Source organism: Burkholderia sp. MR1-5-21 (assembly GCF_053427715.1).
In genome coordinates this window covers 74,886-97,270 of sequence record NZ_JBSAXD010000017.1, presented here as the reverse complement: position 1 = coordinate 97,270, position 22,385 = coordinate 74,886, and the positions used below count along the sequence as shown (strand labels likewise).

At 68.8% G+C, this 22,385-nt stretch carries 19 protein-coding genes and 1 pseudogene; 3 read left to right on the top strand and 17 right to left on the bottom strand.

From position 1 onward, the window contains the following. Positions 1 to 220: 220 nt before the first annotated feature. From ACV229_RS22885 to ACV229_RS22820, 14 genes and pseudogenes are all read right to left on the bottom strand, one after another. The gene (locus ACV229_RS22885) at positions 221 to 1,252 is read right to left on the bottom strand and encodes an EscU/YscU/HrcU family type III secretion system export apparatus switch protein (RefSeq protein ID WP_448085384.1); all 1,032 of its coding nucleotides are present in this window, start codon (positions 1,250 to 1,252) and stop codon (positions 221 to 223) included. A 23-nt stretch (positions 1,253 to 1,275) separates the two neighbouring features. Then, complete coding sequence (gene sctT, locus ACV229_RS22880) at positions 1,276 to 2,085, bottom strand: type III secretion system export apparatus subunit SctT (RefSeq protein WP_448085383.1); 810 nt, start codon at positions 2,083 to 2,085, stop codon at positions 1,276 to 1,278. Positions 2,086 to 2,093: 8 nt separating this feature from the next. Next, a pseudogene (locus tag ACV229_RS22875) lies at positions 2,094 to 2,582 on the bottom strand (hypothetical protein); the annotation flags it as partial. Further along, a complete protein-coding gene (sctN, locus tag ACV229_RS22870; protein WP_448085382.1) occupies positions 2,575 to 3,990 on the bottom strand; it encodes a type III secretion system ATPase SctN in 1,416 nt (471 codons plus the stop codon). The pseudogene ACV229_RS22875 and the gene sctN, both read right to left, overlap by 8 nt. Continuing rightward, a complete protein-coding gene (sctL, locus tag ACV229_RS22865) occupies positions 3,987 to 4,616 on the bottom strand; it encodes a type III secretion system stator protein SctL (protein WP_448085381.1) in 630 nt (209 codons plus the stop codon). The genes sctN and sctL overlap by 4 nt, the downstream gene beginning before the upstream one ends. Next, positions 4,598 to 5,344 (bottom strand): SctK family type III secretion system sorting platform protein, encoded by a 747-nt coding sequence (locus ACV229_RS22860; RefSeq protein ID WP_448085380.1) that lies wholly within the window; start codon positions 5,342 to 5,344, stop codon positions 4,598 to 4,600. The genes sctL and ACV229_RS22860 overlap by 19 nt, the downstream gene beginning before the upstream one ends. Next, a complete protein-coding gene (gene sctJ / locus ACV229_RS22855; protein ID WP_448085379.1) occupies positions 5,341 to 6,234 on the bottom strand; it encodes a type III secretion system inner membrane ring lipoprotein SctJ in 894 nt (297 codons plus the stop codon). Before sctJ ends, ACV229_RS22860 begins: the two co-directional genes overlap by 4 nt. A 55-nt stretch (positions 6,235 to 6,289) precedes the next feature. Further along, a complete protein-coding gene (locus tag ACV229_RS22850; RefSeq protein ID WP_448085378.1) occupies positions 6,290 to 6,763 on the bottom strand; it encodes a hypothetical protein in 474 nt (157 codons plus the stop codon). A gap of 151 nt (positions 6,764 to 6,914) precedes the next feature. Further along, positions 6,915 to 7,124: a hypothetical protein gene (locus ACV229_RS22845; protein WP_448085377.1), complete on the bottom strand. Its 210-nt coding sequence runs from the start codon at positions 7,122 to 7,124 to the stop codon at positions 6,915 to 6,917. Positions 7,125 to 7,266: 142 nt separating this feature from the next. After that, a complete protein-coding gene (sctD, locus tag ACV229_RS22840; RefSeq protein WP_448085376.1) occupies positions 7,267 to 8,673 on the bottom strand; it encodes a type III secretion system inner membrane ring subunit SctD in 1,407 nt (468 codons plus the stop codon). Then, a complete protein-coding gene (gene sctC, locus ACV229_RS22835; RefSeq protein WP_448085375.1) occupies positions 8,654 to 10,696 on the bottom strand; it encodes a type III secretion system outer membrane ring subunit SctC in 2,043 nt (680 codons plus the stop codon). Before sctC ends, sctD begins: the two co-directional genes overlap by 20 nt. Continuing rightward, positions 10,696 to 10,974, bottom strand: coding sequence for a type III secretion system export apparatus subunit SctS (sctS, locus tag ACV229_RS22830; RefSeq protein WP_448085374.1), 279 nt, complete (start codon positions 10,972 to 10,974; stop codon positions 10,696 to 10,698). The genes sctC and sctS overlap by 1 nt, the downstream gene beginning before the upstream one ends. Further along, on the bottom strand, positions 10,971 to 13,184 hold the full coding sequence (gene sctV, locus ACV229_RS22825) for a type III secretion system export apparatus subunit SctV (protein WP_448085373.1): 2,214 nt from the start codon (positions 13,182 to 13,184) through the stop codon (positions 10,971 to 10,973). The genes sctS and sctV overlap by 4 nt, the downstream gene beginning before the upstream one ends. Positions 13,185 to 13,405: 221 nt before the next feature. Then, positions 13,406 to 14,239: an autoinducer binding domain-containing protein gene (locus ACV229_RS22820; protein ID WP_448085372.1), complete on the bottom strand. Its 834-nt coding sequence runs from the start codon at positions 14,237 to 14,239 to the stop codon at positions 13,406 to 13,408. Between the two features lie 289 nt (positions 14,240 to 14,528). Between ACV229_RS22820 and ACV229_RS22815 the strand changes: the two genes are divergently transcribed. Then, positions 14,529 to 15,443, top strand: a complete 915-nt coding sequence (locus ACV229_RS22815; protein ID WP_448085371.1) for a helix-turn-helix transcriptional regulator — start codon at positions 14,529 to 14,531, stop codon at positions 15,441 to 15,443. 147 nt (positions 15,444 to 15,590) lie between these two features. Here the strand turns inward: ACV229_RS22815 and ACV229_RS22810 are convergent, their stop codons facing one another. Beyond that, a complete protein-coding gene (locus ACV229_RS22810; RefSeq protein ID WP_448085370.1) occupies positions 15,591 to 17,237 on the bottom strand; it encodes an Nramp family divalent metal transporter in 1,647 nt (548 codons plus the stop codon). A gap of 110 nt (positions 17,238 to 17,347) precedes the next feature. Further along, on the bottom strand, positions 17,348 to 17,485 hold the full coding sequence (locus ACV229_RS22805; RefSeq protein WP_448085369.1) for a hypothetical protein: 138 nt from the start codon (positions 17,483 to 17,485) through the stop codon (positions 17,348 to 17,350). Positions 17,486 to 18,568: 1,083 nt separating this feature from the next. Here ACV229_RS22805 and ACV229_RS22800 point away from each other — a divergent pair. Both ACV229_RS22800 and ACV229_RS22795 read left to right on the top strand, forming a co-directional pair. After that, a complete protein-coding gene (locus ACV229_RS22800; RefSeq protein WP_448085368.1) occupies positions 18,569 to 18,838 on the top strand; it encodes a hypothetical protein in 270 nt (89 codons plus the stop codon). A 155-nt stretch (positions 18,839 to 18,993) separates the two neighbouring features. Then, positions 18,994 to 20,478 carry a carbohydrate porin gene (locus ACV229_RS22795; protein ID WP_448085367.1) on the top strand — a complete coding sequence of 495 codons (1,485 nt, stop codon included), beginning with the start codon at positions 18,994 to 18,996 and terminating at the stop codon, positions 20,476 to 20,478. Between the two features lie 75 nt (positions 20,479 to 20,553). On the opposite strand, the gene treA is transcribed toward ACV229_RS22795, so the two are convergent. Beyond that, positions 20,554 to 22,257, bottom strand: coding sequence for an alpha,alpha-trehalase TreA (gene treA, locus ACV229_RS22790; RefSeq protein WP_448085366.1), 1,704 nt, complete (start codon positions 22,255 to 22,257; stop codon positions 20,554 to 20,556). Positions 22,258 to 22,385 lie beyond the last annotated feature (128 nt).

The window sequence follows — 22,385 nt, the reverse complement described above, 5'->3', positions numbered from 1 at the left end:
GCGACGGTCGGGCCATATTACGAAGAAATAATTCAGCAATAATTCATCAGTGAATTCCTTCAGACTGCGAAAAAATTGAGCGTCAAGCGGCAAGTCCGCATATACCAAGAAAGGGCCATATCGATTGGGCGCTGTCGATCGGGCGCACTGGGCGGACCGGCGCAAGCCCGGAAACGTTTCCGCTCCACCTCCGTCGGGCCATGCCGCATCTGGCCGCCAATCAGATCGCGCCGGTCGCCCACTTCAGCAGTTGCGCGACCGCCTTGAAATCCTCCGGCCGGATCGATGCGTTCTCCGGCGTCGTGCCGTACAGCGCCTGCGCGAGCCCCGTGTTCGCGAGCGTCGGCCGCAGCTGGTCGCGCGCGAGCCGGACGATCCGCTCGGCCGCCTCGCCTTCGCCGCGCGCGAGCACCCATGGCAGCGTGCCGGGCCCGCCGTAGTACAGCGCGACCGCGACGCGCGGCGAATGGACGACCACCGACGCATAGCCGATCCGATCGGGCAGCGACGCGTACTGCACTTCGCGCGCGAGCTGCCGGCGTTTCGCCTGGATATGCGGATCGCCTTCGTCCTCCTTGTGCTCGCGCCGCACTTCGTCGATCGACATCTTCATCTTCCGGTTGAAGTCGTGACGCTGGTGAACGATGTCGACGATCGCCATCACGATATAGACGAGCGCGGCCCAGCCGAACAGCAGCATCAGCAGCTTGACGATCAGCGCGAGGATCGCCATCGGCCGCGTGAAGCCGGACTGCACGGCCGGATCGAGCGACTCGGCGATCAGCCAGCCGAGCGTCGCGACGAGCAGCACCGTCTTCAGCAGCATCTTCGCGAGATTGACGAGGTTGCGCGTCGACCACAGGTTCTTCAGCCCTTCGGCCGGGTTGAGGCGCGACAGTTGCGGCACGAGGCGGCTCCACGCCATCACGCCGCCGACCTGCACGAAACCCGCCAGCACGCCGAGCAGCAGGCCGGCCGCGACGATGCCGGCCGACAGCGTCGCCCAGTCGCGCGCGGCCGCGTCGACGAGCACCGCGATCCGCGCGGCGGGATCGGCGGCGCCAACCGCATCGAACACGAGCCGGAACAGGCCCTGCAGACGCGCGAACGCGACGCCGAGCCCCGTCGCGAGCGCCGCGCACACACCGACGAAGAACGCCGACGAGATCGTCTCCGCGCTCTTCGGCACATCGCCTTTCTCGCGCGCGTCGCGCAGGCGCTTCGCGGTCGGCGGCTGGTTCTTCTCGGCCATGTGCGCTCCGGCTCCCCGCTGCGCTATGCGGCGCCGTGCGGCGCGAACAGCGCGCGCAGCAGCGCCATCAGCCCGCTGTCGGGGCTCAGCAGCGCCTGCAGCGACGCGTACACGACCGGCAGGAACAGCACCATCATCAGCACCGCGAGCGCACGCTTCACCGGCTGCGAGAACACGAAGATGTTCAGTTGCGGCACCGCGCGCCCGACGAGGCCGATGCCGAGCTCGACGAGCACCAGCACGATCACGACCGGCGCGGCGAGCTTCACGATCCAGTCGAAGATCGTGTCGGTCTGCCGTATCACGAAGGTCTGCAGCATCGACGAAAAATCCGGGCCGAGCGCGCCGATCGGCCACCATGCATACGACTGCGCGAACAGCTGCACGAGCACCTGCAGGCCGCCGGCGGTCACGAACAGCGCGATCGCGACGAAATTCAGGAAGCCCGACGTCGGGCCGCCGTCATGGCCGCCCATCGGATCGAAGAACGCGGCGCTGCCGCTGCCGGTCTGGAAATCGATCAGGTAGCCGACGCCCTGGATCGCGAACAGCACCGCGCTGAACGCGCCCGCGAGCAGCATCCCGACCATCGCTTCCTTCGCGACCAGCAGGCACCACATCAGGAACGGCAGCGCCGCGACCTGCGCGGCGTCGATCGCGGGCGCAACGAACGCGGCGATCACGACCGCGATTCCGTTGCGCACGAGCCCCGTCACGATCTGCTCGTTGAACACGGGGACGATGAACATGATCGGCAGAAGGCGCGGCATCACGTACAGCAACGGCCGCAGCGCGCCGGCGATGTCGTTGAAGCCCGTCGCGTGATCTAGCATCGGCGCTCCGCGAAACGCCGCATCGCATGATCGTCCGCGACCTCGTCGGCGTTGCGCTCGACCCGCGCGGCGCGCGCGTGCAACGCCCTTTCACCGGCCTTGTCGAGCTTGTCCTCGGCGGCCTTCGCGCGGCGCGCCGCGCGCTGCAGCGCCGCGAGTGCCGCTGCATCGCCGCGATGCATGTCGGCCGCCTGCATCACCGAATGGTTCGCGGTGCCGATCTGCCGGTCGAACGTGCGGGTATCGGCCGCCGCGTTCTGCAGCGTGCGCACGTCGTGCACCTCGCGCACGTCGCCGGCGAGCCGCGTCTGGATCGCCGCCTTCGCGGCGACCTGCTGCGCGAGCCGCGCGTTCGCCGCGTCGAGCGCGCGGCGGCTCTCCGCGGCAATCCGCTGCTGCCGCACGGCCGCGACCTTCGCGAGCTGGCTGCGCATCTCCCGTACGCGCTTCAGGCGCGCCAGCGTCGCGAGCACCGCGCGATCGTCGGCTTCAGACATGATCGTTCGCCAGTTTCGCCAGCCGCGCGAGCATCGCATCGAAGCGCGCGTCCTCGTGCGATGGCTGCGCGCAGAACGCGGCGATCGCGTCGCGCGCGCGCAGCGCGAGATCGCCGAGCCGATCGCTGCCTTCGCGGTACTCGCCGATCTGCACGAGCAGCTCGATCTCCTGGTACTTCGCGATCAGCTCGCGCACACGCGCGGCGGCCTGCTGATGCGTGCGGGCCGCGACGAGCGGCATCACGCGCGACAGGCTCGCGAGCACGTCGATCGCCGGATAGCGGTTCGCTAGCGCGATCTTGCGCGACAGCACGATGTGACCGTCGAGGATCGAACGCACCTCCTCGGCAATCGGATCGGATTCCTCATCGCCTTCGACGAGCACCGTATAGAGCGCAGTGATCGACCCGTGCGCGCCCTGCCCCGCGCGTTCGAGCAGGCGCGGCAGCACCGCGAACGTCGACGGCGGGAAGCTGCGGCGCGTCGGCGGCTCGCCGCTCGCGAGCCCGACCTCGCGCTGCGCGCGCGCAAACCGCGTCAGCGAATCGACGAGCAGCAGCACGCGCTTGCCCGCGTCGCGGAAATGCTCGGCGATCGCGGTCGCGACGAGCGCGGATTTCACGCGCTCCATCGCGGGGCGATCCGACGTCGACACGACGACGATCGAGCGCGCACGGACTTCCGGCGACAGGCTGTGCTCGATGAATTCGCGCACTTCGCGGCCGCGCTCGCCGACGAGCGCGATCACGTTGACGTCGGCCTGCGCGCCGCGCGCGATCATCCCGAGCAGCGTGCTCTTGCCGACGCCCGACGGCGCGAAGATGCCGACCCGCTGCCCGACGCCGAGCGTCATCAGCGCGTCGATCACGCGCACGCCGGTCGGAAACGGCGTGTCGATCATCTGCCGCGCGAGCGGATTCGGCGGATCCTGCTGCGTCGACACCCAGGCGGCGCCCGTCACCGGCCCGCGGTCGTCGAGCGGCCGGCCGAGCCCGTCGAGCACGCGGCCGAACAGCCCGTCGCCGACCGGAAACACGTGCTCGCGCCCGGACGGCACGACGGTCGTCTCCGGCGACAGCCCGGCGACGTCGCCGAGCGGCGTGAGCAGCGTCGTCTGCCGCGAGAAGCCGACCACTTCGGCGAGCCGAGTCGGCTGGCCCGGCGTGCGCAGCTCGCAGATCTCGCCGAGCCGCGCGCGGATTCCGGTCGCGTTCAGGATCTGCCCGACCGCGTGGTTCACGCGGCCCTGCACCGACACCGGCGAGAAGAACGCGAGCCCCGCGTCGAGCTCGCCGACAAGACGGCCGCGATCGAACGGCGCCATGTCGCCGTTGTCGGCGTTGTCCCGGTTATCGCGGCCGTCACCGTCGTCGGCGAATGCGCCGGCTTCGTCGAGCGGCGCGTTCATTGCGCGGCGCCCTTCAGCGCGTCGCGGCGGATCGCCTGGCGCAGCGCGTCGATCTGCAGGTCGAGGCTCGCGTCGATGCGACCCGACGGCGTCTCGACCGTGCACGCGTGCCGCTCGAGCCGCGCATCCTCGACGACGCGGATCGTCTGCCGGTTCGACTGCGCGGCGAACGCGCCCGCGAGCGCGTCCGTCATCTCGTCGCGGCGGCCCGGCGCGACGCGCACCGTGAGGAACGGCTCGTCGCGCACGAGCGGCGCGATCCGCGCGAGCGCGGCTTCGTACAGCGCCCGCGTGCTCATCTCGCCGACGATCGCGCGCACGGCCTTCACGACGATCTCGGCCATCGCATCCTTCATCGACTCCATCGTCCGCGCTGCGGCAAGCGCCTGCGTGTACGCGTGCGCCGCATGGTCGCGCTGCGCGCGCCGCATCCCTTCGTCATAGCCGGCCGCCTGCCGCGTGTCGAATTCGCGCTGCGCGTCGGCGACGATCCGCGCGGCCTCGTCGCGTGCGGTCGCGATCACCGCGGACGCATCGAGCAGCGCCGCGTACTCGCACTCCTTGAGCACCTTGCGCTCCGACAGCAGCTGCAGGTTGTCGCTCGTGATCAGAAAAGCCAGTCCCATGACGCAAGCCTCTCGGGAATCAGAAACAGGAACAGCAGTTCGCCGAACTGGTCGCGCTGCGTGCGATTCAGCCAGTAACGCGCCTCATCGTCGATCGCGCGGTTGAACTTCAGCCGCACGCGCCGCGCGACCGCATCGCCCGACGCGCCGATGAAGTCCGCAAGCAGCCGGGCGCCGCGCGCCCGGATCATCGCGGGCAATGCCGCCGGGGCGGCGCGCCACGGTTCGAGCGTCTCCGCGAGCGCGCCGAACTCGGGCGCGCGTTCGAGCGCGAGGTCGAGCGCATCGCCGCCGAGCTTCGCCGCGACTTCCGCGCGAATGCGCCGCGCCGCGAGCGCGTCGCGCAACCACGCACGATGCAGCAGCAGCCCCACATAGGAAGCAAGCTGTTCGAGTGCCGCGCCGGGCAGCAGCGCGAGCCGCGCGCACGGGTTCAACGCATCGAAGTCGTGCCGGTCGGCCACCTCGTTCGCGTCGAGCAGATGGCGCGCGATCAGCTTCTGCCCTGCCGCGCCGAACGCGTCCGGCGACCGGTAGCGCGCGGGCCAGTCGGCCGGCACGCGCGTCACGTGCAGGTAGCGGTCGGGGCGCAGGTTGAATTCGCAGACGAGCCGGTAGAACGCCGCGCGCCGCGCATCGGGCGGCGGCGCGAGCGGCTGCAGCCACGGCAGCGGCACGGTGTCCGGCATCGGCTCGCCGGCCGGCGCGATCGCGCGCGGATCACTCATGCGCCGTCGCGCGCGCCGTCCGGCGTGCGCAGCGACGCGCCGCCGCTCATGCCGCTGATGCCGCCCGCCCCGTTCGTGCCCGCGCCGCGCGCCGCGCCGAGCACACCCGCGAGCCGTGCGCCGAACATCCCGCGCCGCGCGGCCGACAGCGCGATCACCGCGCCAGTCAGCAGGATCAGCGCGAACACCAGCCAGCCGAGCGGCGAGCGCAGCCGCACGATGTCGGCCAGCGCGCTGCCGATCCCGTCGACGCGCGTCGTGCGCTCGGCGGCCGGCTGCAGGAACAGCGATACGTTGTCGTACTGCAGCCCCTCGATGCTGTGCGCGACGAGATCCTTGACCATCGGCGCCATCGCACGCAGGTCGACGCCCGGCCGGTAGCGGATGTAGACCGCGGCCGACGACGGCTTGATCTTGTCCGCGAGCGGATCGTTCTCGGGAATCACGACCTGCACGCGCGCGACGACGACGCCCTCGATGTCCTGCAGCGTGCGCGACAGGTCCTGCGACACGCCGTACAGGTAGCGCACGCGCTCCTCGGCCGGCGTCGACACGAGCCCCTGCTTCTGGAACAGCTCGCCGAGGCTCGCATAGCTCGGCTTCGGCAGCCCGTTCGCCTGCAGCACGGTGAGCGCCGAATGCAGGTCGCCGTCCGCGACGCTGACCTGCCATGCGTTACGGTCCGACGTGTCGCGCGCGTCGTTGTCCTTCGACGCGCCGATGCCTGCGTCGCCGAGCACCGCGATCATCTGGTTCGCGTCGGCCTCCGACAGGCCCGAGTACAGCTCCTTCTGGCAGCCGGCGAGCAGCACGAGCAGGCCCGCGAGCAGCGCACGCGCCGCCCGGCTGCGCCACGCGGCAGCGCGCGGCGTCGAATTGATCGTCGTCATCGTTAGTCCGCGTTTCCGGCGCGCGCCGCGCTTGCGCCGCGCGCGCCACTGTGCGTCACTCCTGCGTCTTCAGCACCGTGTGCGTGAAGCCGTTCGCCGCCTGTGCGACCGACAGGCTCAACTGGTATTCGGAAATCGTGGTGGTCGCCGTCCACTGGAAATCCATCGCCTTCGCCATCGTCATCAACGGATCGTTGCGGTTGTCCGCCATCGACGTCAGCATCTCGGTGCGATGCCGGTCGATGTTCGCGTACCGTGTGTCGAGGTCGTTGCCGTACGCGCGCAAGCGCTCGACGAGCGACGACGCGTTCGCCTGCGCGGGCGTCATCCGCACCGCCGGCGCTGCGTCGGGCTCGACGCGCGCGGCGGCAGCCGGCGCGGTCGATGCCGTATCGGCTGACGACGCACCCGGCTGCATCAGCGCATCGAACTGGCGGACCTGCGCCGGATCGGACGCCGCGCCCGCCTGCTGCATACCGCTCGCGAGCGCGGCCGCGCCCGGCGCGGCGCCTACGCCTGTCACTGACATGGTCTGTCCTCCTTGCTGCATGTCGGCCCGCTCGGGCCGTTCGAGCCGCTCGAGCCCAAACACGCCGGCTGGCACGTGCACACGCCCCGCCGGGCCCGCATCGCGTGCGGCCCCGGCGCCCTGCGCGGCACGGCGCAACCGGCAGCCGGCGTCATGCGCGGCCGGCGGAACTCAGGTGTTGCGCAACCTGGGCGTTCGCCGTCCCCTCTTGCGCGGTCACTGCGTTGCTGGTTTCGAACGTCGCCGTCGATTGCTGCACCTGGAAGTTGATCTTGGTCAGCTCGAGCTGCGTCTTGGCGAGATCGTCCGCCTGCTGCTGGACGTCGTTCGTATTGGTCACGCCACCTGTCGAGGTACCCATGCTTCGCTCCTTTACGTGAAGTTCATCCACCTTCCGGCGGCGGCCCCATGCCCCGCCGGCGACGTGAAACGCCGCCTGAAAGGCGACGTCCCGCGTATGTCGCGCACCGCGCGCCGCGCGTTGCGCCTGATGCTTTGCGGCGCTAATGCGCCGCGTTGCCCTCGCTCACTATCGCAGCCGCCACCGGCGCGCCCGGCAGCAACGCGGGCCCCGGCACCGGTTGTGCGACCCCGGCGGCCGCGCCGCTCGCAAGCGGCGGCACGCGCGGCGCCGCAGCGCGCCCGGCTTCGGACGCTGATGCCGATGCCGATGCCGATGCTGACGCTGGCGCCGATGCCGATGCCGATGCCGATGCCGATGCCGCCACACCGCCGAGCGGCATCGTGATGCGCTGGCCGTTGCGCTCGAACACCACCTCGTCCGCGCCGATCGCCACGACGGTCGCCCCGTCCTTGAGCTTCGCGCCTTCGAAATAGCGGCTGCCGTCGACGGTCTCGATGTAGCGCTGGTCGCCGTCGCCCGCGAACACCGTCGTGATTTCCGGAATCCCGGCCATGCCGCCGAGCGTCGTCGTCGTGCGCGGCGCGTCCGCTTCGGCGTCGCGCACGCGGTCGACGACTTCGAGCGCCGGGCGCGCATCCTTCATGTAGTTGCGGATCCGCGGCTCGATCTGCGCGCGCGCGGCCACGCCGGTCAGCTCGATCCGGCCGCGGCCGAGATACGACACCGCGAGCGCCGTGTCGCTGAAATAGGTCTGCGCGGTCGCGACGAGATCGCTGACGACGTACACGTTGCCGAGCGCCGCGTTGTCGACGCCCGCGACGATCTGCGCGACGCGCTCGCGCGCGGCCGCATCGCTCACGTAGCCGGACACGATCACGCCGTCGTCGCGCGGCGCCACGGCCAGCTCCGGGTACGCGTGCAGCCGCTGCTGCAGCCGGTGCGTGCGCGCAAGCACCGATTCGTGCTGCCACGGCAGCCGGCCCGACCATGCGACGAACCCGTAGCCGAGCGCGCCGAGCAGCACGCCGACCCACAGCGCGACGACCGCGATCACGAGCCGCCGGCTGCCGAGCCGGCGCAGCCCGATCGACAGCCAGCCGAGCCAGCGCGGCTCGCGCGCGGCATCCGCCGTGCCGGTTTCATCGGGCACCGCGACGCTCGCCTGCGCGTGGCGCACGATGCCGAGCCGGATCGACCCGACGGTCACGACGTCCTGCGGCGTCATCGAGCGGCGGCCCGCGCCGAGCGGCGCGTCGTTGAACAGCACCGGCGCGCCCGTGTCGCCGCCGTGGTTCTGCACGGTCACCGCGAGCGCGCCGACCTGCAGGCACACCTGCTTCGCGCCGATCTCGCGGTCGGGCAGGATCACCTCGCAATCGGCGGCCGTGCCGATCCAGTTCGCGCCGCGCGCGAGCGACATCGTGCGGCCGTACATCGGCCCGCTCAGGAAGCACAGGTTCCACGGCGACGCGAGCGCAGCCGCGCCGCCAGGCGCGCCGCCGGGCATCGCGCCGTCGCCATGCGGATCAATGGTGGTCGTCGACATGGACGGACGCTCCTGCGGTCGTCGCCACCGGCTGCACCGCCACATCCTTTGGCGGCGGCGGCAGCGCGGGCGGGCCGAACTTCGTGCCGGGCAGCGGCTTCGGCGTCAACGGCACCGCGATGTCGTTGTCCGGCGGGCGATACATCGACGTGCCGTTCGTGCCGGGCGGCGTATCGATGCCCGGGTTCACCGGCGAGCCGTCCGGCGCATACATCGACGCGGTCGTCACGACGCGCGGCGTCAGCAGGTAGAACCGCTCCATGTGGTTGCCGGTCTTGTCGGTGTACTTGAACAGGTTGCCGATCAGCGGAATGTCCTGCAGCCACGGCACGCCGCTCTTGTTGACCTGCACGTCGTCGTCGTTGAAGCCCGCGATCAGCAGGCTCTTGCCTTCGTCGATCATCGTCTTCGTGACGAGGTTGCGCTGCTGGATCACCGGCACGTTCGACACGGACTGACCCGGCACGATGTTGCCGTCCTGGATGTCGATCGACATCATCACGCTCTGCGGGTTGCCCGCGGCCGCGGCGGCCTGCGCGGCGTCGTCGACGATCATCGGCGTGACCTTGATGCTCGTGCCGGTCGTCACGCTGTACAGCGACGAATCCTGGTAGCCCTGCACCTGCACGTAGAACTGCGTGAGGTTCTCGAGAATCGCCTCGGTGTTGTCGAGCGCGAGTACCTTCGGCTTCGAACGGAGCTGCGCCTGCCCCTTCTGCGCGAGCGCGTTCACGCGCGTCAGCAGGTAATTGCGCAGCGAACCGCCGATCGACGCGGTCAGCGCGATGCCGGTCGGCATGAAGGTGCCGGTCTGCCCGCTCTCGCTGGTACCGATGCCGAACGTCAGCGGCGGATTGCCCGCGCCGTTGTACTGCGTGTTGCCGTTCAGCGGGTTCTGGCCATTGCCGATCTGCACGTCGCCGTGCGTCGTGTGCAGCCGCCAGTCGATGCCGAGGCTGTCGAGCGAATTCTCGTTGATGTCGATGATCGTCACGTTGATCTCGACGATGCGTGGCCGCTCGTCGAGCTGGCCGATCAGCGACTGGTAGCGGTACATGTTTTCCGGCAGGTCGCGCACGATCACCGCGTTGAGTGCCGGATCGGCCTCGATCTGCGGCAGCGTGTCCCCGCCTCCGCTCGCCAGCGGCGAGAACCCGCCCGACGGATCGCCGCCGGCAGCGCCGTAGCCGCCCGAGCGCGGGCCGCCCGAGATGTCCGGAAAATCGAGGCGCGGCACCGCGATCGTCAGCCCCGAGCCGAGCTTCACCTGTCGCGCGGCCTGGCCGAGCGATGCGCTCGTCGGCGCGTAGTTCGGGCCGCCGCCGCCCTTGCCGAACAGCCGGCGCAGAATCGTCGCGACGCCGGGCACGACCACTTCCTTGCCCGAGCGGTTGATCGTGAAATCGGACGCCCAGCCGTACTTGAGCCGGAACGCGCGGATGTCCGCATGCTGGCCGTTCGCGGCCGGATCGCCGACCGTGCCGACCGCCTGCCGCACGAGCTCGACATAGCGGCGCGGCCCCGACACGTACACGCTGTTCGCGCGGTCGTTGATCACGAGCGTGAAGCGCTTGTCGGCGATCTGCATCGCCTGCAGCGCGCGGCCGATCTCGCCCGCCGAGTTCGGCGGGATCGGGATCATCTGCGTCTGCGACTGGTCGGCCGGATCGACGTACAGGAACGAGCCGTCGTAGTACCAGGTGAGCCCGTAGGTCGCGCAGATCGTGTCGAGCGTCTGCTGCGGCGTGCCCGAAAAGCGGCCGCTGATCACGCCGTCGACCTTCGGGTCGACGATCGCCGTCACGTCCTGCGACGACGCGAGCTCGCGGATGAAGTCGCCGATCTTCTTGCCGTTCGCGACGATCGTGAACGCCTTGTTGCGCCAGCGCAGTTCCGCGGCGCGCGCGGGCTGCGCGACCGACATCGCAAGCGACGCCGACAGCAGCGTGGTCGCGCACAGCGCGAATGCGGCCCGTTGCAGGCTGCGGGTGGAAAACCGGACCGAGGCGACGCGTCGGCGCATCAAAGGACTCCTGTGGAAGAAACGAACATGCGTTCCAGCGCCTGCTGCGCGAAGCGCAGCACTTCGCCGCCGAGCCAGCCGGACAGCAGCACGAGCGCGACCATGACCGCGATCAGCCGCACCGCGACGCCGATGTTGGCATCCTGCACCTGCGTGACCGCCTGCAGGATCGCGACGACGAGGCCCGTGACGGCCGCGATCGCGACAATCGGCAGCGACAGCAGCAGCACGAGCATCAGCGCCTGCCGGGTGAGATCGAGGATCGTCGAGCTGGTCATCGCGCGGCTCCCGGCGCGCGCACGTCGGCGCCCGCGCCGACCGTGCCGTCGTCCGGCGGGTTCTTGACCCAGCCGATCGTGTGCAACTGCACGTCTTCCTCGATCTCCTGGTACGACAGCACCGCGAGCTCGGGCAGCACGGGCTGCAGGATCGTCTTCACGTAGCGGCGCGCGCCGAGCGCGACCATCACCGCGAGGCGCGCAGCGCCGTGCGTGGTGCCATGACCGCCGGCGCCGGCGGCGTGTGCGGCGTGTGCGGCCTGCACGACCGCGCGCACCTGTTCACAGATGTCCTGCTTCACCGCGCTCGACAGCGCGAGGAAATTGCCCTGCTTCGTGCGCATCACCGCGCTCTCGATCCGCTCCTGCAGGTTCTGCTCGAACAGCACGACGCGCAGCTGGCGCGCGGCGCCCGCGTGGCGGTCGGTGATCATCCGGCGCAAATCGACGCGCACGAGCTCGACGAGCGCGATCACGTCGTCGGGCTCGTTCGGCGCCCACGTGATCAGGCTCTCGAAGATCACGCGCAGGTTGCGGATCGGCACCTGTTCGGCGAGCAGCCGGCGCAGCACGTCGGTCACGCGCTGCAGCGGCACGAGCCGCGTCAGCTCGCCGACGAGTTCGGGGTGGTCGCGCCGCACGAGATGCACGAGCGCCTGCGTTTCCTGGATGCCGAGCAGCTCGTCCGCGTGCTGGCGCACGACCTGCTCGACGTGCGCGGCGAGCGCGGCCTCGCTCGCGAGCCACCTGCCGTCCGGCGCGGCGCCGTCGGGCTTGATCCACAATGCGGTCGCGAACGGCCCGAACGCCTCGGCCGGCTGCCGCTCCGCGCGCTCGGGCAGCGGCGCGACGCCGTCCCACAGCAGCCAGCCGGGCTTCAGCGCGCCGTGCGCGGCCAGCACGTCCTGCAGATAGATCCGGTAAGTGCCGCCGGCCGCGCCGTCGTCGTCGTTCAGCGTGATGCGCGGAAACACCGTGCCGATGTCCGCATCGACGCGCGCTTTCGCACTCGACAGCGCCGACTGCAGCTGCGCGAGGTTCAGGCTCGTGCGCAGGTCGTTCGCGAGCGACACCGCGATCAGCGACGTGACGCCCGCCGCATTCGACACCTTCGCCGGCTGGCCGTCGTCGGCCGCGCCGACGCGCCCCGCGACCTGGATCAGGTTGAAGCTCGGCGCGTCGGTCTTGCGCTTCAGTTGCGTGATCGCGAACGCGCCGAGCCCGATCGCGATCAGCGCGAACGACCATTTCGGGAAACCGGGCACGACGAGAAAACCGGCCAGCACGAGCGCGGCGATCAGCAGCGCGCGCGGATGCGCGCCGAGCTGTTCGCCGAGTTGCTCGCCGAGCTGGCGCTGCCGCGCGTCGCGCGTGGCGACCCGCGTCGTCACGATGCCCGCGGCGATCGACACGAGCAGCGACGGAATCTGCGACGCCATCCCGTCGCCGACGGTCAGGATCGCGTAGCGCTGCAGCGCGTCGCCGATGCTCATCCCGTGCATCAGCGTGCCGACCGCGATCCCCGCGACGATGTTGATGAACGCGATCACGAGCCCCGCGATCGCGTCGCCCTTCACGAACTTCATCGCGCCGTCCATCGCGCCGTGCATCTGCGATTCCTGCTCGAGCTTCTCGCGGCGTTCGCGGGCCTCGTCGGCGCTGATGATGCCCGCGCGCAGGTCCGCGTCGATGCTCATCTGCTTGCCGGGCATTGCGTCGAGCGAGAAGCGCGCGCCGACTTCGGCCACGCGCTCGGAGCCTTTCGCGATCACGATGAACTGCACCACGGCGATCACGAGGAACACGACACCGCCGACGACGACGTTGTTGCCGACCACGAGCCGCCCGAACGCGTCGATCACGTGGCCCGCGTTCGCATGCAGCAGGATCAGCTTGCACGACGCGATGTTCAGCGCGAGGCGGAACAGCGTCGTAAACAGCAGCAGCGCCGGAAACGACGAGAAGCTGACCGCGGACGGCACGTAGGTCGACACCGTCAGCAGCACGACGCTCGCCGCGAGGTTCAGCGAGATCATCCCGTCGAGCGCGGCCTGCGGCAGCGGCAGGATGAACAGCGCGACGACCGCGACGATGAACGCGGCGAGGAACAGGTCGGCGCGCGGCGACGCCCCGAGGCGGCGTCCGGTCACACCCCGGCCGGCGGAGAACATCTGCTGCCAGCCGCGGGGAAGCGCCTTCGGTTCTGCCATCGTGTCGTCGCCCTCTCGTTGTCGCGCACGGGCACGGACAACAGCAGTCCCGACCCCGCACGATGCGTTGAATGCGACGAGTGTAGCGACGCGAAACGGAGGAAAAACGGACCCGCCTCGTAGCGCGAAAGCGGGACGGTCAGGGTCAAACGAATCCGACTACGAAACCGGGCGGCGCGCCCGGCGACGCGGTTCGGCGCGCACCGCAGGAACCGCTCCCATCACGACGACAGCCGCCGCGCGGCGAGATATGCGAGCTGCGCGCGGTTCTGCACGTTGAAGAGTCTCTCGAGCGAGCGGATGTGATGGCCGACCTTGTGCAGCGACGTGCGCAGCGCGCTCGCGATCTCCTGGTCGGACAGCCCGTGCACGAGCCGCTCGAGGACCTGCTGCTGCTCGTCGCCGAGCGCGAAGCCGCGCGTGCGCGCGATGCGCGCCTCGAGGAACGGCAGCGCGGCGCGATGCACGGCGAGGCTCACCGACAGCGCGCCGCCGATCACGCGATCGTCGATCCAGTCGGTGCCGTGCGTCTCGGACGTCAGGGTCACCGCGACCCGCAATTCGAGGCGCGGCGCCGACAGGCTGAAGATCACGCCGCTGTTCATCGCATGTGCGCGCAGATGGCCCGCGAGCGCGAGCACCTTGCGATCGCCGCTGCGCTGCGCGGCCGCGTCGATCTCGTCGAGCCGCCATGCAACCGGAAAGCCGCTTTGCCGCACCTGCGCGAAACGCGGGTCGTTTTCGTAGAGCATCCCTTCGATATACGGCTGCATGAACGTCGGCGGCGCGAGATCGCGCAGCAGATGCGCGCACAGCACGCGCCGCCCGATCATTTCATAAGCGCCATAACCGAGCGTGCTGAAACCGATTTGCCGCAAACGCGCATGGCATTGCGAAAAGTCGAGTGCGCCCAGGTCGGATTTACCTGGCGCATTTTGAATCAAGGTAAAAACGTCCTTATTGGCTTCGCGATAGTCGGCCGAATAAGCGGCAGCGGCCGCGATATCGGCCTGCGAGAACCACTCGACGAGTGGTGTGCCGTCAGCATGTGTCATGAGGAGCCTGCCCCTTTCCCAATATGTGAATACCGCAGCCCCGTCACGATCTGGTCTTTTCTTTATGGTTTTTTATTCGAATGGGATTCGCGCTGACGGATAACCCTTTCAGCGCGATTAGTATTACGGCATATTACGCGCACACAGGCATTTTTTGTACAATGCCCCCGCGTTTCGTCAGGATGACGATCCGCGCATATCAATAACGATGCTCGATCGCATCGCCGCGACCCGCCGTTCACGCGACGGCGCACGCACGGCGATGCGCGTCGGTTCCGAGGGATGGCTCATGTCCGATATTGCCTTGCATCAAGAAGCAGTCGCCCGCAGCTTTCAAATGCCTTCGCGCGAAGTAACGAGCCGCGCCGACGCGCTGCGCGCGCGCCCGGTGCAGGTCGTCTGGTGCGACGACGTGCAGCGCCGCGAGCCTGCGCAGCCGCACGCGCCGCGGCTCGGCGTCGCGGACACGCTCGCGCTCGCGCAGAGCACCGCCGAGCGCAACCGCATCGTCACGAGCCTGCTGCACCTGACGGGTTTCTCGACGTTCGCGTACTTCGCGCTCGAGTTCGCGCACGAGCGTGTCGAGAGTCTCTATCTGCACGAAGCGTTCACGCCGTCGACCTATCGCGGCGACTATGTGCGCCACAGCCATCACGACATCGATCCGCGCACGCTCGGCGCGCGCGTGTGCAACATGCCGATCGTCTGGGACCTGCAGCAGCTGCGCAGGCACCACTCACCGCGCGACGGCGGCGTATACGAGACCCAGGACACGCCCGCCGCGCTCGACGGGTTCCTGCAGACGATGCAGGACGACGGCATGTGCAGCGGGATCATGTATGCGATGGCGGTGCCCGGCACGCGGCTGCATGCGTTCATGAGCTTCACCGCACCGCGCCGCACGCGCGAATGGATCACGCAGGCGACGGTCGAGCAGGCGCTGTCGATCGGCCTGTCGGTGCACAAGTTCGCGTCGCCGCAACTGATCGCGACGTCGCGCGAACGCGCGGTGAACGGCCTCACGCCGTTCGAGCAGGAGCTGCTGCTCGGGATCGCGGAAGGCGCATCGGACAAGGAAATCGGCCGGCGCCTCGACACCAGCGCGCACAACGTCGACTATCACCTTCGCAAGCTGCGCAAGCGCTTCGGCGTCGCGAACCGGATCCAGCTCACTTACCTGACGTCGAAGCTCGAACTGATCTGAACCGATCTCGACCCATCCGAATCGGGCCGCGCCGGGCACGGCGCACGCGGATCGGCACGCCGTAAACGCACATGCCGGCCTCGAAGGGCCGGCATGCACGGGAAGCGGCGCGCGGTGCCGGGTCCAGCGCCGCCTCCTTGCCAAAGCTTATTTGCCCAGCATCATCTGCACGACCTTGACGATCACGAGACCGACCGCGATCACGAGGTAGCCGCGCAGCACGCCCATCCAGATCCGCGTCGACAGCGTCATCACCTGCGGCCGGAGCGTGTCGAGCGGCGGCATGCGCCACGTGTCGCGCAGCGAACGGTCGACGCCCGGCTCGATCACGCGCTTGTTGCGGCGGATCAGCACCGTCGCGAGGTAGCCGACGATCGCGAACACGCTGCCGCCGATCAGCACGTCGAGGATCGCGTCGCCGCTGATGTCCGGATACATGACCGACGCGGTCAGGATGATCGACAGCATCACGAGCACCCAGATCACCGCGCCCGTGAAGATGTTGAGCTTCGTCGAGTTGACCCACGGCCCAAGCACCTGCTTGTCGTTGCAGAGCAGCAGCAGGAACACCGTCGCGCTCGGCAGCAGCACACCCGCGAGCGTCTGCACCGCTTCCGTCAGCAGGCCGAGCGGGCTGCCCGGAATCAGCACGATCGCCGCGGCGGCAGCCACGATGCCGAAATACACGAGATAGAAGCCCTTTGCGTCCGACACGTTGCGATGCAGCGAGTGGCGGATCTTGAACACGTCGCCGATCGCATAAGCGGTCGACAGCGACACGGCCGCCGCGCCGATGATGCACGCGTCGAGCAGCGCGACTGCGAACAGCGTCGCGCTCGTGCGGCCCGCGTATTTCTCGAGGCCGGCGATGATGCCGCCCGCGTCGGTGAAGTTGCCGAATTCCGGATGACCCTGGAACAGCGCGGCGCTGAAGCCGATCATCGCGACCGCGCCGATCAGCACGAACGCGATGCCGATCCACAGGTCCGCCTTTTCATACTTCATGAAGCGCGGCGTGATGCGCTTGTCGATCACGTAGCTCTGCTGGAAGAACAGCTGCCACGGCGCGACCGTCGTGCCGACGATGCCGATCACGAGCAGCATCACGTCGGAAAGCTTCGAATGCGCGGGCCAGTTCGGCACGAAGAAGTCGCGCGTCATCTGTGCGACAGGCGGATGGATCGTCACGAGCACCGGCACGAGAATCAGGCTGAGCACGCAGAGCACCACCGCGAACCGCTCGAAGCGCCTGAAGTCTCCGGTACTGACCGCCGCCATCGTCAGCGCCGCGGCCACGCACACGCCCGCGACCTTCGGCAGCCCGAAGAAATCGAGCACGAACGTGATGCCGATGAACTCGGTGACGATCGTCAGCGCGTTGAGCAGGAACAGGTCGATCACGCTGAACGCGCCCCAGAACTTGCCGAAACGTTCGAAGATCAGTCGCGCATGGCCGACGCCCGTGACCGCACCGAGGCGCAGCACCATTTCCTGGTTCACGAACAGCACGGGCACGAGCAGCAGCAGCGTCCACAGCAGCGTCGTGCCGTAGTTCTGGCCCGCCTGCGTGTAGGTGCCGAATGCGCCGGCATCGTTGTCGCCGACCATCACGATGAGGCCCGGGCCGAGAATGGCGAGCAGCGTGCGCAGGCGCGCCCACCACGTGCCGCGCGCGGCGGTGTCGTGGTGCGCGATGGTGCCGAATGCGCCGCGGATGTCGCCCAGATGGGCTTCGTCGAGCACGGCGCTGCGTTCAGCGGCGATCGGTGGAGAAACGTTGGATGGTGTGGACATGATGTGTTCCGTACGGCTAATGGTTATCTGACAAGCGTGTAACCTTGGCATAAGCGTGCACAGCCGCATGACGGCGGCCGCGCATGCGCATGCCGAGGCGCGCTCGGCGTTTATCGGACTAACGATTTCAGCTGGTTCAGCAGGCGGACGATTGCCGGCTGACGGGAATCGAGGGACAGCATCGCGTCGTAGTGGGGACGCGATTCCGTCACTTGCGGGAGTTGCGACAGCAGAAGGCCGAAGTTCATGATCTGGCTCCGTGCGGCAGCACATGGCGTGCCCGCCGCGTCGTGGGCGCGGGGCCAGTCCGGCGCCTGAGCGGATTCAGGCTAGTTGGCCGGATTGTCCCTGCGACCCGGGTTTGAAAGGGTCTGGCGGCATAAGGGACAACTGTCACTGTCGTTCATGGCGGCTCCTGTTCGGTGTTCCGGAGGAACACGGTTGACCGCCGTCTGGCATGCGGGATACCGCGTGCGCAGGCCTTCGATAGGCGTGCGCGAACGCGGCCGCATGCCGGGCGGCGGCGAAACCAGATGGCGCATGCGCGATCGCATCACGCGTTTCTGGCGCGAATCAGGGTGCACGTAGGGAGTTACTGCGATTTACTGCTGCGCGCACCGTTTGCCTGGGAGACAAACGGCGGCGTTGGAAAGGCGCGGACGTCGGTCGCTCAGGCGGAAAACTCGTTCGAAGGTCGACTACTGCAAGCGTCCAAGGCGTTCGCCCCAAAATGAAGATGGCGGATTCTAGGGACGGCTCGAAACGCAAGTCAACCCCTTGAATCCCCATTTCTCAAAAAAATTTCGGGCCGTTGCGGCACTGAAAGATTCGCCCCTGCCAATACAAGCCTTAACCTTACAGTGCGGGCTTCTGCGGCCGACGGCCGGTGTGCGTGTGCAACGCTCCGGACGACACCGCTGACCGATCGCGCGGGTCGAAACCCGTCACAGCCAGCCGCCGCGATGTGCGTACGACACGCTCACACGACATCCGAAAATTTTTGTGCGATTTTTACTTGCGCCGCAGCAAACGCCCCGACTACAATCCGCCGCAATTCAACACAGGAGTCCCTCCGTGGACACATGCTCTAGTTGCAGTTCGACGCCGGTCCAGGCCGGCCAAGCCATCGCGAGATAGCAGCAGCCCTAGGCATGTCCTTCGCCGCTAGCTCGCATTTGTCGGGTTAGCGCGCTTCCATCCGGGCCGGCCATCGCCGGTTCGTCCGTCGCACGCTCCGTCACGTTTCAAACGCCGATCTCAGGCCGCACCGCGCGCGCCCGGGGTCCATCACGTCGTCCGGCTTCGCCGCCGGACCGGACGGAGGCAACGTCATGTTCTTTCAATCGTTCGCGGTCAAACTCAAGCGCGTGGTGCATGTCGCGTGCGACCGCTCGCTCGTCTCGGTGGTCTCGCCGCTTGCGCACGCCGTCAGCAACTGGCGCGGCGCCACGCTTGCGCACGCGCTGATCCCGACCCGCGCGCTCGATTGCGCGATGCTCGGCATCATGGCCGCCGCCGTGGCGCTCGTTGCGCTGCTGTGCGCGGCTGCGTCGCGCCTCGGATTCACGCAGGTCTGGCGCGTCGGCGGCTGGCTGTCGTAATCGCATCGTCAGCGTCGTCGGCATCGCGGACGGCGCAGCACGGACGGGCCGTGTGCCACGTACCGCCCGCGCATATCGTCTTGCAGCCCCCTTTCATCCTCGCATCACCGGTTTGCTTCGTTAGCCTCACTAACCAATCCGTCAACGGAACTCGTATGAAGAAAAATATCGAACCCACACTGCGCAAGCCCCGTCTCCACGCGTGCGCGACGCTGCTGCTGTCACTTGCAGCCGCGCCCGCGTTCGCGCAATCCGCTGCGCCCGCCGCCGAGCCGGCTGCCGGCGCGAGCGATGCCGCCGCCGCACAAGCGCCGGCCGCCGATGCTGCCGCGCCGGCGCCCACCGGTTTCTGGGAGCGCTCGAACCTGCTCGGCAACATGGGCGGCCTGCGCGACGTGCTCGGCGATCACGGCGTCACGCTGAACCTGACGGAAACCAGCGAGTACCTGTACAACACGTCGGGCGGCACGAAGCGCGGCGGCGCGTACCAGGGCCTCACGCAGTTCGGCCTGAACGTCGACACGAGCAAGGCGATCGGCTTGCCGGGCGGCACGTTCAACGTGTCGGGGCTGCAGATCCACGGCACCAACCTCACGCAGCGCTATCTGCAGACGCTGCAGACCGGCACCGGCATCGAGGCGAATTCGACCACGCGCCTGTGGGAGCTCTGGTACCAGCAGGCGTTCCTCGACGGCAAGGTCGACGTGAAGGTCGGCCAGCAAAGTCTCGACCAGGAATTCATGGTGAGCCAGTACGCGGCGTCGTTCATGAACGCGACGTTCGGCTGGCCCGTGCTGCCATCGGCCGACCTGCCCGCGGGCGGCCCCGCGTACCCGCTGTCGTCGCTCGGCGTGCGGCTGCGCGTGAAGCCGTCCGATTCGTGGACGGTGCTGGCCGGCGTGTTCGACGGCAACCCGGCGGGCCGCCTGAACGGCGATCCGCAGCAGCTCAACGCGCACGGCACGAACTTCAACCTGCGCAGTGGTGCGCTCGTGATCGGCGAAGTCCAGTACGCGCTGAACGCGCCGCCGACGGACCCGAAGGCGCCGCAGCCGGCCGGCCTGCCGGGCACGTACAAGCTCGGCGTCTGGTACCAGTCGCAACACTTCGACGACCTGAGCGACGGCACGGACGGCCTGTCGCTCGCGAATCCGGCCAGCAACGGCGTGCCGGTGAGCCATCGCGGCAACTACGGGTTCTACGCGGTCGCGGACCAGATGGTGTGGCGTCCGGCGACGGACAGCCCGCGCTCGGTCGGCGTGTTCGCACGCGTGATGGGCGCGCCCGGCGACCGCAACGTCGTCGACCTCGCGATCAACGCGGGCGTCACGCTGAAGGCGCCGTTCGCGGGCCGCGACAACGACGTCGCGGGCCTCGCGGTCGGCTACGCGAAGATCGGCTCGCACGCGAGCGCGTTCGACAGCGCCGTCGGCACGTACACGACGCCCGGCTATCCGGTGCGCAGCTCGGAGACGGTCGTCGAGGCGACCTATCAGTACCAGGTCACGCCGTGGTGGCAGCTGCAGGCCGACCTGCAGCACTTCTTCCGTCCGTCGGGCGGCATCCCCAACCCGAACGCGCCGGGCGCGCGCATCGGCGACGAAACGGTCGTCGGCGTGCGGACGACGATCACGTTCTGACGCGGGAAGGTCCGGCGGCGCTTCGCCGCCGGACCTTGATCGCCGCCCGTCGTTCACGACGGCAGCCCGTGCCCGTCACCCGCCGTACAGCGCGAGCAGCTTCAGCGTGACGCCGTTGGTCCAGCCGAAGCCGTCCTGCAGCGGATACTCGCCGCCGCCCCCGCCGCCCGCGCCGGCGCCTTCGACCACGTATTTCTCGACGAGCTTGCCCTCGGTCGCATACACGTGCTTCACGCTCGCCAGGAAGCGCGTGCCGATCTCCTTCGCGAGCGCGGGCTCGCCGTAGCGGCGCAGGCCGTCGATCGCGATCCACTGCAGCGGCGCCCAGCCGTTCGGCGCGTCCCATTGCTGGCCTGTCGTTGCGGTCGTCGTCGCGAGGCCGCCCGGCTGCAGCAGCGTGTTGCGCACCTCGCGGGCGGTCGCCTTCGCGCGCTCCGGCCACGTGACGCCCGCGAACAGCGGGTACAACGCCGCCGCCGTAACCGCATCGCACGGCTCACGCCGCTGCCAGTCGTAATCGCCGTAATAGCCGCGGCGGTTCCACAGATAACGGTTGATCGCCGCCGCGCGCCGCTGCGCGCGCGCAGTGAAATCCGCGGCGCACGCCGTGTCGCGCGCGATCGTGCAGCCCTTGCGGATCGTCGTCTCGAGATGGAACATCAGGCTGTTCAGGTCGACCGGCACGATCGACGTCGTGCGGATCGTCGCGAGCGTCCTGCCGTCGCCGAGCCAGCGCGAGCTGTAGTCCCAGCCGCTTTCGGCGCCCGCGCGCAGGTCGCGCCACACATCGTTCGCGGGCCGCCCGGATGCGCCTCTCGCGGTCTGCACGTCCTCGAGATACGACTCGTCGCGCGGCGTGTCGCTCGCGTCCCAATAGCGGTTCAGGATCGCGCCGTCGGGCATCGCGACCACGTGACGCGTCGCGCCGCCGCGCGGTGTCGTGCTTTCGCCCTGCATCCAGTACGCGTATTCGCTGCGCAGCGCCGGCAGGTACTTCTGGTAGACCTTGTCGCCCTCGACCTGCGCGGCGAGCGCGACCATGTACGCGAAGAACGGCGGCTGCGAACGGCTCGCGTAGTACGTGCGGTTGCCGTTCGGCACGTGCCCGACCGTATCGATCAGATGTGCGAAGTTGTCGAGCATGCCGTCGACGAGATCCTCGCGGCCCGACACCTGCAGGCCGAGCATCGTGAAGTACGTATCCCAGTAGTAGCCTTCGCGGAACCGTCCGCCCGGCACGACGTACGGCTTCGGCAGCGGGATCAGCGAACTGTACGGCGGCACCGTCGCGCTCGTGCGCGTGAGCTTCGGCCACAGCCAGTCGATGTGCTCGCGCAGCGTCTGGTTCGGCGGCGGCGTCACGCCCTGGTCGACGGGCGGCGTGAAGTGCCGGTCGACGAACATCTTCAGCGAAAAGCCCGGCTGCGATTTCTGTTGCTGATACAACTGCATGATCGTCGCGGGATCGGTGTCCGGCATCGCGTCGACGAAGGTCTTCTGGTCGGGATAGCGCCGTGCGGTCTGCACCGCGACGAACAGGTCGCCGTAGAGCTCGCTCGGGGGAGGCAGTACGGCGGTCGCGGCGGGCGTCGCGGCAGGAATCGCGGCGGACGTGACGGCTGCGGCGGCAGCCTGGTTTCTCGCCTGGCTCGCGTTGTCGGCCTGCGCGGCGCAGCCTGCGATGGCGAGATACGTGACAGCCAGCGCGGCGGCCCGGCGGATGCGCCGCAAAGGCGGCGCGAATGGCGATGCGGTCGATGCGGCACGACGTGACGTCATGACGTATCCCCTCCTTTCGGTGGTGAGTGGATCGGCACGAGGTCTCCGTTCGCGCGGTGCGCGCGTGTCGATGGCCGTCGACCGGTGCGCGTCGTTATGTTCCGCAAGTGAGGCCGACTGTGGCACGA